General features: G+C 42.2%; 11 protein-coding genes. 7 read left to right on the top strand and 4 right to left on the bottom strand.

Features of this window, described 5'->3' with window-relative positions; all coding sequences use genetic code 11:
* The first annotated feature begins 239 nt into the window (after positions 1–239).
* On the top strand, positions 240–782 hold the full coding sequence (locus WN50_RS30575) for an REP-associated tyrosine transposase (RefSeq protein WP_046277816.1): 543 nt from the start codon (positions 240–242) through the stop codon (positions 780–782).
* Between the two features lie 306 nt (positions 783–1,088).
* On the opposite strand, the gene WN50_RS30570 is transcribed toward WN50_RS30575, so the two are convergent.
* The 3 genes from WN50_RS30570 to WN50_RS30560 are packed head-to-tail and all read right to left on the bottom strand — an operon-like array spanning position 1,089 to position 4,963.
* The gene (locus WN50_RS30570) at positions 1,089–2,153 is read right to left on the bottom strand and encodes a phage tail protein (protein WP_046277815.1); all 1,065 of its coding nucleotides are present in this window, start codon (positions 2,151–2,153) and stop codon (positions 1,089–1,091) included.
* Positions 2,154–2,173: 20 nt separating this feature from the next.
* Positions 2,174–4,513, bottom strand: coding sequence for a putative baseplate assembly protein (locus WN50_RS30565; protein WP_235440841.1), 2,340 nt, complete (start codon positions 4,511–4,513; stop codon positions 2,174–2,176).
* A 33-nt stretch (positions 4,514–4,546) separates the two neighbouring features.
* Positions 4,547–4,963: a GPW/gp25 family protein gene (locus tag WN50_RS30560; RefSeq protein ID WP_046277814.1), complete on the bottom strand. Its 417-nt coding sequence runs from the start codon at positions 4,961–4,963 to the stop codon at positions 4,547–4,549.
* A gap of 112 nt (positions 4,964–5,075) precedes the next feature.
* On the opposite strand from WN50_RS30560, the gene WN50_RS30555 reads away from it, so the two are divergent.
* From WN50_RS30555 to WN50_RS35000, 5 genes are all read left to right on the top strand, one after another.
* Positions 5,076–5,726: a hypothetical protein gene (locus tag WN50_RS30555; protein WP_046277813.1), complete on the top strand. Its 651-nt coding sequence runs from the start codon at positions 5,076–5,078 to the stop codon at positions 5,724–5,726.
* A gap of 111 nt (positions 5,727–5,837) precedes the next feature.
* The gene (locus WN50_RS30550) at positions 5,838–6,047 is read left to right on the top strand and encodes a prevent-host-death protein (RefSeq protein ID WP_046277812.1); all 210 of its coding nucleotides are present in this window, start codon (positions 5,838–5,840) and stop codon (positions 6,045–6,047) included.
* Positions 6,044–6,202, top strand: coding sequence for a Txe/YoeB family addiction module toxin (locus WN50_RS33075; RefSeq protein ID WP_082172329.1), 159 nt, complete (start codon positions 6,044–6,046; stop codon positions 6,200–6,202). Before WN50_RS30550 ends, WN50_RS33075 begins: the two co-directional genes overlap by 4 nt.
* Positions 6,203–6,336: 134 nt before the next feature.
* A complete protein-coding gene (locus tag WN50_RS30545; RefSeq protein WP_046277817.1) occupies positions 6,337–6,561 on the top strand; it encodes a hypothetical protein in 225 nt (74 codons plus the stop codon).
* Entirely contained in the window at positions 6,551–6,694 is a 144-nt protein-coding gene (locus tag WN50_RS35000) for a PIN domain-containing protein (protein WP_160315465.1), read from the top strand. Before WN50_RS30545 ends, WN50_RS35000 begins: the two co-directional genes overlap by 11 nt.
* A 35-nt stretch (positions 6,695–6,729) precedes the next feature.
* On the opposite strand, the gene tnpA is transcribed toward WN50_RS35000, so the two are convergent.
* Positions 6,730–7,149 carry an IS200/IS605 family transposase gene (gene tnpA, locus WN50_RS30540; RefSeq protein WP_039895582.1) on the bottom strand — a complete coding sequence of 140 codons (420 nt, stop codon included), beginning with the start codon at positions 7,147–7,149 and terminating at the stop codon, positions 6,730–6,732.
* Between the two features lie 31 nt (positions 7,150–7,180).
* On the opposite strand from tnpA, the gene WN50_RS30535 reads away from it, so the two are divergent.
* Positions 7,181–8,461: an RNA-guided endonuclease InsQ/TnpB family protein gene (locus WN50_RS30535; RefSeq protein WP_046280231.1), complete on the top strand. Its 1,281-nt coding sequence runs from the start codon at positions 7,181–7,183 to the stop codon at positions 8,459–8,461.
* The last annotated feature ends 17 nt before the right edge of the window (positions 8,462–8,478 follow it).

The raw sequence follows: 8,478 nt of genomic DNA, 5'->3' as shown, positions 1-8,478 counted from the left end.
GTTAACTTTAATGTTGGGTTTCCTTTGTTAACCCAACCTACTTTTGCGCTCGTTGTGTTAACTTTAATGTTGGGTTTCCTTTGTCAACCCAACCTACTTTTGCGGTCGTTGTGTTAACTTTAATGTTGGGTTTCACTGTCGTTCTACCCAACCTACTTTTGCTACTTTTGCGGTCGTTGTGTTAACTTTAATGTTGGGTTTCACTTTCGTTCTACCCAACCTACTTTTTTGAGTGAAATATGCGATACCGTCGTGCAAAAATTAACGGGGGAACTTACTTTTTTACTGTTGTCACCTATCAACGGCGTAAAATCCTTTGCGAACCTGATAATATAGCACTTCTGCGGGAAGCTTTTCGCTATGTTATGGGAAATCATCCCTTTACAATTGATGCTATAGTAATTCTCCCCGATCATTTGCATTGTATCTGGACATTACCTGAAAATGATTGCGACTTTTCAACCCGTTGGCGACTGATTAAAAGTGAATTTAGCCGTCGATGTGACTCCAAATATAAACAAAAATATTCCTTATCCCGACAACGAAAAAATGAACAAGCAATTTGGCAAAGGCGATTTTGGGAACATTGTATTCGAGATGATAAAGACTTGATTCAACACGTCGATTATATTCATTATAATCCGGTTAAACATGGCTTGGTTAAGTCTCCTAAAGACTGGCAATATTCTAGCTTTCATCGGTTTGTAAAAAATGGTTTGCTAACATTGAATTGGGGTGAAAATGAAGAAATTTACTTTATAGAAGGGATTGGGTTTGAATAGAATTATATTAAGTTTTGGGTTTCCTTTGTCAACCCAACCTACTTTGATGTTGGGTTTCCTTTGTCAACCCAACCTACTTTGATGTTGGGTTTCCTTTGTCAACTCAACCTACTTTGATGTTGGGTTTCCTTTGTCAACCCAACCTACTTTGATTTTGGGTTTCCTTCGTCAACCCAACCTACTACTCAACCTACTTTGATTTTGGGTTTCCTTCGTCAACCCAACCTACTACTCAACCTACATGATGTTGGGTTTCCTTTGTCAACCCAACCTACTTTGATGTTGGGTTTCCTTTGTCAACCCAACCTACATGATGTTAAGTTCGTAGGTGCAAAAAGCGGGTTTATATTGTTCAATAATTTCTCGCACTAACGGTTCATCAATCTGATTTGGAAAGTCAACTCGCAAGCGAACAATAAAGTGATAAGCGCGTCCGCCTCCCAACATCGAATCTTGATTAATATGAGTTGCTCCGAGAACAAACCCCCGATTAAAATCTTCCCAAATATTAATATGTTTCTCGGCTTCTGGTAAGTCTTCATCGAGGGGTAAACCCGTAAAAAGATGCAGATAAAACCGCAAACCTTTACGAGTTCCATGCCAACGATAAAGAACAATTGCATTGCGAATGAGGCGGCGTTGAATATCAAGAGGCCAGCGAGAATCCATTTTCCAACCTACCCACTGGGCTAAAAAAGGAAGAAGCGCTTTTGGTGCCGTTAGCGGGTCAAGATAGGCCCATAAATTATCGGTGGTTTGAATGGCTGGGTCATAGGTTTCTTCAAGTATTTTCAAGAAACGACTGAGAAAATCTGTTTCACTGTAAATAACAGGTAAAAAGTCCAGATATTCTATTCTAGGAGCAATTTTTAAGTCAAAAACTTGATAACCAATTAACCTATTATTGAAATGATTGCTATAAACAAAAAGTTGGGCAAAATAATTAATTTCTAGTTTACTCTGTTCCGAAGTTAACGCGGTTTGTTCTTCAAAAAAACTTTGCGGAAATTCAAACTCAATTTCGATTTCTTGCTGTTGTTGAGGCGCAATTGTTAGTTGATAGCTGAACCCTCGAACGTCTTGGGGTTGAGTAACACCATTATTAACGCTTTGCTGATACCATTGACACCAATTTGGATTAATTTTGGGTTCAATTTCTAGCTGTAAGTTTAGTGTGAGAGATTCTTCTGACTGATTCTCTAATTTCAGGATAATTTCACTCGGTTCTCCCGGATAAACCCTTAAGGTTGTTTTTCTTGTATCTTCGGTTTGACGAGGAGATAACGCCAACTTTTCTAAACTCCCACCATCGGGAAGCTGCATGGCGGTAAGTCGAAGATAAAGGGTTGGACGAGAGTTAGTTTGAGTCATCCAATTTGAGAATTTTAGTCTTAATTATCCAGTATAAACTTAATCTCGTGAGCGGTTTTTCGTTCTTCGTTCTCCTCTCCATTATCCCAAGAACAAACAACCCCAAATTCCCCCGGATAAATAACAGGTTCGGGTATGGGCGCAACAATCCAATTCGGGCGATCTTGTGGACGAATTCCCCTCAGTTCTAACGCTTTTAAATAACGAACGTGAGGAATTTGCTGATAAAATTTCTGACAATAGGCGACCACATCCGATGGATAAACCGGATGTCCTAACGGCCAGCCCAGACCGTTTGTTCCGCCCGTAATGGGATTGAGAAACCGATACAAAAGTTGCAGAAATTGAGAACGAATATATTCGCGATCGCCATCCCGCCCAACCAAAACAACAGCCTCAACTTTCACCCCAATATATTTAGGTTCTCGCAGCAAAATTTGCACCCCCAACGGTTTGCGATCGTCCAAATAATCTTTAATCTTTTTAGTCAGTTCATCATCGAGCCTTAATTCTTCAGGAGATAAACCCCGGCTCAAATCTTGAATCTCCGCCTTTGGTATCGTTAAAATACACACCTGACCCGGCTTAATAGCATCCGGTTCGATCCAACGTCTACCCATTTCCATGTTCGCATCCAAACAATGGGCGCGAGCCACATCCGCACCCGGAACTCGCATCGCATGGTATTCAAAATCATCCCGAATAATCGCCCGTTGACTTGATCGCAACAGTCCCGGTACCCGCAAAACCGCCTTTTCCAAAGACTCCGGTTCCGTTCCTCCCGTCGCCGCTTCGTAGTTAATCACCCGCTTGACGTAGGGGATCGCCGTTCGCAATACCGTTAACGTTTCCGCCTCAACATTTCCCCTCATCCCTCCCCCCGTGCGGTAAGCCTTCATATAAATTTCCGATCCCGGTGGCGGCACCCGACCATACTGACGCTCTTGGGCCTTTCCTTCCGTCTCAACGTTAGCCGGAGAAAGCGCATCCGCAGAGGCTTCTGTTCCGGTAAACTGGGTTTGCAGACTGTCTTGAGTTTGAAAACGGGTTCGCGCCTGGGTTTGTAACCTCAATTGACTTGGTTCTCGAATTAGCGGGCCAAACTGAACCACACCCGTTTGGGAGTCAATTAAATAATGGGGATCGTTCGCTCTAGAATCGGCAAAATCCGGGACTTCCAGCCATCGTTCGCGGGGTTTGCGATCGCCAGGGGGCTGAATTTCAACATATTCGTTGCTCTGTCGTTGGAGAACGGGTTTTCCCTGCAATTCAAACACCTGACCCGCTTTACCGTTACTCACCCCCAACAATTCATCGCGCACCCAAACGCATTGCGTCGCCTCAACGGTTCCGCCAATGGCACGCACCGACAAACCAAAAATCAACGGAGAACTGCTGTAACCGTATTCTTGCTCATCATTATCTCGCAAATATCGATAAATACAACGAATCCAATGACCCCGATATTGAGTTCCCAAATCATCCTCCGGCCAACGATTTGGGAGGTGCAAAATCACATCCGCTCCCTGTTCGGGATTCGGGCCTTGTTGGGTAATTTCTGCAAAACTAAATCCATCGGTGCGATCGTCGTTTTCCTGTCGCAAAATCGAAACCCATTCTCGACCATTCCAGGCTTCCCACTCTCGGGGCGGATTTTTCGGATCAATTCCCGTTGCGGTGGCGGCTTGTCCTTTAAACGTGATGGCGAGAATATTACCTTCAATGCTATTTTCTTCGCCCGTTGCTTTGGGTTCAATCACCAGATAAAAACAATTTCCCCGTTGGGGTGATTGTTCAAAAATAGGAGTGCGAATGGTTGTCAGCCATTCTCCGTTTTCTTGGCGACTCCAAAACGATCGCGATCGCGGAAAAATAGCCTCCAAACTCTCATTGCTCAGATTTTCATTATAATCATATTCTGTGGCTTTCAAAAAACATTGTATCCGAGGAATTCCGATTAAGAACTTTCTATCCGTGCTGAAAATAATCGCTTCTTCGGTTTCCGTGCGTTCGGTTGCCACCTCCGTTCCCGCCGGAATTGGAAAGGGTATATTTTGCTCTTTTGTCAGTTCAAAGGTGATCAATGTTCGCGCCGCAGCAGGTGGCTTTAGACGAATCCCCAACATCTCCAAAAATACAATATAATTGCGGATCGGAACTTGATTGAACCGATACAACATCTGATCGGTTAGCCAGGAAAACAGTTCAATCATCGTAATTCCCGGATCGCTCGGATTGTGGTTCGTCCATTCGGGACAATAGCGGGGAATCCGAAGCAAACATTCCTGCACTAAATCTTCAAATTTGCGATCGTCTAGATTCGGTTTGGGTAAATTCGGCAGAAAATCAAAATTCACCATGCTGCTAATTTTAAAAGTTAATACGGATCGCTATTATTGAACAGTTGGTTCGAGGTAAAATGGATAGACCAAACTGCGAGTTTCAAAACTATTTTTGGGTTGATAGATAATATCCAGTTCTACCATACCTCTAATTGGGTCTGGGTTGGTTCGCACTTCTCGCAAAATAATCCGGGGTTCCCACATTTTCAGCGCTTCTTCGACGTAGAGACGCAGCAGTAAAAGCGTTTCGCGGTTGAGGGGCGCAAACACCAACTCCGACAAACGGGAGCCAAAATCGGGCCGATAGACCCGTTCTCCGAGGTCGGTACTCAGGATAATCCAAATTGACTCCTCGATGTTACGAGTTGATGAACTCAGCAGCACCCCTCCGGTGACGTTCGTTTGACCGGGAAATGCGATCCCCGATCCGATATAATCTGGGGGTTGATTGTTGTCTGCAAGTGGCATTTGGGTTTTTGATAGGCTTGAAGTACCTGCCGATGCTGATTATATTAAGCTAGAGTTACGATAAGCGAACGTATTTTTGTGTTAATTTAACCTTAAGTTTCTGGGGGCTGCTATGAATCCGATTGACAAATCGCAGCATTTTCACGCCATCTACAAGCGAACCGAGGAATTAATCGAACTGGGTGGTAGTCGTTTGTCCCAAGAAACGGTTGAGTCAATTTTATCAATTGCCAGGGTCATTACAGAAATTGGGAAAGATTGCGATCGCTTTCGGGCCGAAATTCAACAACAGTTAGAACCCAGAGCCAAAGCCGTCAGTCAAACTGAAACTTTAGAGAAAGTTCAAGAACAATTGAGCCGAATTATCGAAGTTTCTCAAGGCGGAGATCGGCCTGCAAAAACCGTTCAAGATTTAATTTCATCCGTTGGGAAATGGCGGGAAAATTTTGTTAGCGTCCTGCATAAAATTGAAGTTTCAGAACAGGAAGCGCGGGTAAAAGAAAAGCGGTTACATCTCGATCTGGAATTAAAAGAACTGCAAAATACCGTTCTCAACAGTTCCCACAGCAATACTCAGAAGTTGGAAATCTTAAAAGAGTTGCTGACGTTAGAAAATCAGCTTCAATCTTTACAACATTCCTTTCAGGGTGCGGCAAATTGGAAAGATTTGGAGCGGGAAATCAATCAACTGGCAGAGCAATTAAAAGCCGTACAAACCGAACTGGAAACTGATTCAGACCCTCAAAAAATTCCAAGTGAGTAGGTTGGGTTGAGGTACGAAACCCAACATTTGCTGGCTGACCGTAAGAGCGATAATCGCGCTATAATAGTCTCATAATCGTTGCTAAAACTCAATCAAGGTACGAATAAAAAGATGAGCCAAACAGATATTCAGTATGTATTCAATGAACGGGGAGAAACCGTTGCTGTCATTGTTCCGATTGATTTATGGCGCGATATTGAATCGGAAAGGGAAACTGCTTATTTGTTAAAAAGTGAAACGATGAAACGCCGTCTTTTAGAAGCAAAAAATCGTCAAGGTGGAATGGGATTAGAGGAAGCCTGTGAAAAGCTGGGAATTTGATCCGACGGACTCCCTTTCAAGGAACTGGCAAACCTGAAAAATTAAAGCATGAACTATCGGGTTGTTGGTCTAGAAGGATTGACCAAGAACACCGCTTAGTCTATCAAGTGTTAGATGATAAGATTAGAATTCTTGCTTGCAGATATCATTATTAACCGATGAACAGTCAGAAAGTAGGTTGGGTTGAGGTAGGAAACCCAACATTATTAGCGAGGGATCTACTCTCTATTCCAACAGATGATAAATTGTGCTAAAATCAGCCAAGATAAAGTTTACTCTTCTATTGGTAATGGAAGTTCTACAACTAACGACTAAGACTGATGAATCTGGCTGCTTAAATCTTAATATTTTGACTCAGTTAAAGGCAGTAGAGGTAAATGTTGTCCTTGTTTTAAACCCAGTTTCATCACTTGATAAGCAAGAATTAAAGTATGATTTTTCTGATTTGGCAGGACAATTAGCCTGGTCAGAAGATGCAGTTGCAATGCAGAGGACTCTGCGGGATGAGTGGTAATCGCTATTTGCTGGATACGAATGCAATTGTGGCGCTACTGCAAGGAACGACTCAACTCGTCCAATTCTTACAAAATGCTGATTGGATAGGGATTTCAGCTAAACTGCCAGGAGCCGTCCGGCATAATTTCTAATTTGCCGTGACGAGGAATGGCAGACAGGATCTCTATCAATGCACAGGAACTTCCTGTCCTTCGATGTATTTTCTCAACACATCAACAGTAACTCCACCACATGAAGCAATGAAGTAAGATCCATTCCATAATACTGCTTTTCCTCGGTAAGTCTGATTTAATTCTTGTTCAAACTCTTTACGAATTAATCGACTCGTAACCGTTTTTAAGTTGTTAATAAACTTGCACAAATCTAACTGCGGGTAGTAAGAAAAAAGCAAGTGGATGTGGTTGTCCTCGCCAACGAATTCAATAACGAGGACGTTCCATTTTGAACAGAGATTATGTATATGGTCTTTAAGTCGTTCAAGCATAGGTCTAGTTAACACCTTTCTTCTATATTTGGTTGTAAGCACCAAGTGAGCTTGCAAGCTTGAAACAGCACGTCCGGTTGACTTATAAGATTTTGTAGTCACAACACTAAATGATATATGCTACAATCCTAGCATGAGATTAGCATATCAGTATCGATTAAGACTTACGACTGAGCAGAAAGCCAGAATCAACCACTGGCTTGAGTTGTTACGCCGCCATTACAACTATCTTCTAGGGGATAGATTTGATTGGTGGGAGCGCAACAGATGCCCTATTAATTCTTGTTCGATACTGGTTTCTCATTTACCAGGACTAAGAGAACAGCCGGAATACTATGGTCAAAAGCGAGACTTAGTTAGGCTTAAGCAACTCTTTCCTGAATACAAAGACATTCATGCTGATGTATTACAGGATATGGTGAAACGAGTCAAACTAGCTTTTGACAGGTATTTAAAAGGCGATTGTAACGGGAAGAAAAGTGGTAAACCTCGCTTTAAAAGTAAAGGTCGATATAGAACTTTTTCTTACTCTAGAGTCAAGGTTGATTGTATTCAAGACGGGTACATTCAACTTCCTAAACTGGGCAAGATTAAGCTCATATATCACAGACCTATACCAGAAGGTGTCACAATAAAAACGGCTCTGGTCACAAAAAAAGCTGATGGTTTTTATGTAACACTTTCCTTAGTTGATAACACTGTTCCTGACTTCAACCCTGATGATATTGAACCAACAGAGAATAATAGTATCGGGATTGATTTAGGGCTAGAGAAATTTGGAACTTTATCGACTGGTGAAGCAATTCCCATTCCTAAATATTTCCGTAAAGCTGAAGACAAGCTGGAAAAGCTACAACGAAAAGCGGCTAGTAGAAAGAAGGGAAGTAGAGCCAGAAAACTCCTGTACGGAAAGGTTGCCAAGATCCACCAAAGAATTCAAAGGCAGAGAAAGCAGTTTCATTATGAGCAGGCTAATCAATTAATCGCTAAGTCCGATGTAATCTTTATCGAAGATTTAAAGATTCGCAATATGATAAAGCGATGTAAGCCTAAACAGGATGAAACCGGAAAATACTTACCTAATGGTCAAGCGGCTAAGTCGGGGTTAAATAAAAGTTTGGCAGATGCAGGTCTAGGTCAATTTGTCGAAATACTATCATTCAAAGCCGAAAACGCTGGAGTGAAAGTCGTCAAAGTTAATCCTAGAAATACGTCTCAATTCTGTTCAAATTGTCTCAATATTGTACCTAAAGAATTATCGGAAAGATGGCATAGTTGCCCTCATTGTTCAACTGAACTTGATAGAGATTTGAACAGTGCCATCTTAATTAAAAAAGTGGGTCTGGGCGTGAAACTCACTATAAAACGCTCTAGAAGAAATTCAAGAGAAGCGACCCCTATAGCGTCAGCTTAGGGTGTTGAGTACGTCAC

The organism is Limnoraphis robusta CS-951 (assembly GCF_000972705.2).
The sequence above is the reverse complement of the archived record's forward strand: the minus strand, read 5'-3'. Positions and strand labels throughout refer to the sequence as shown.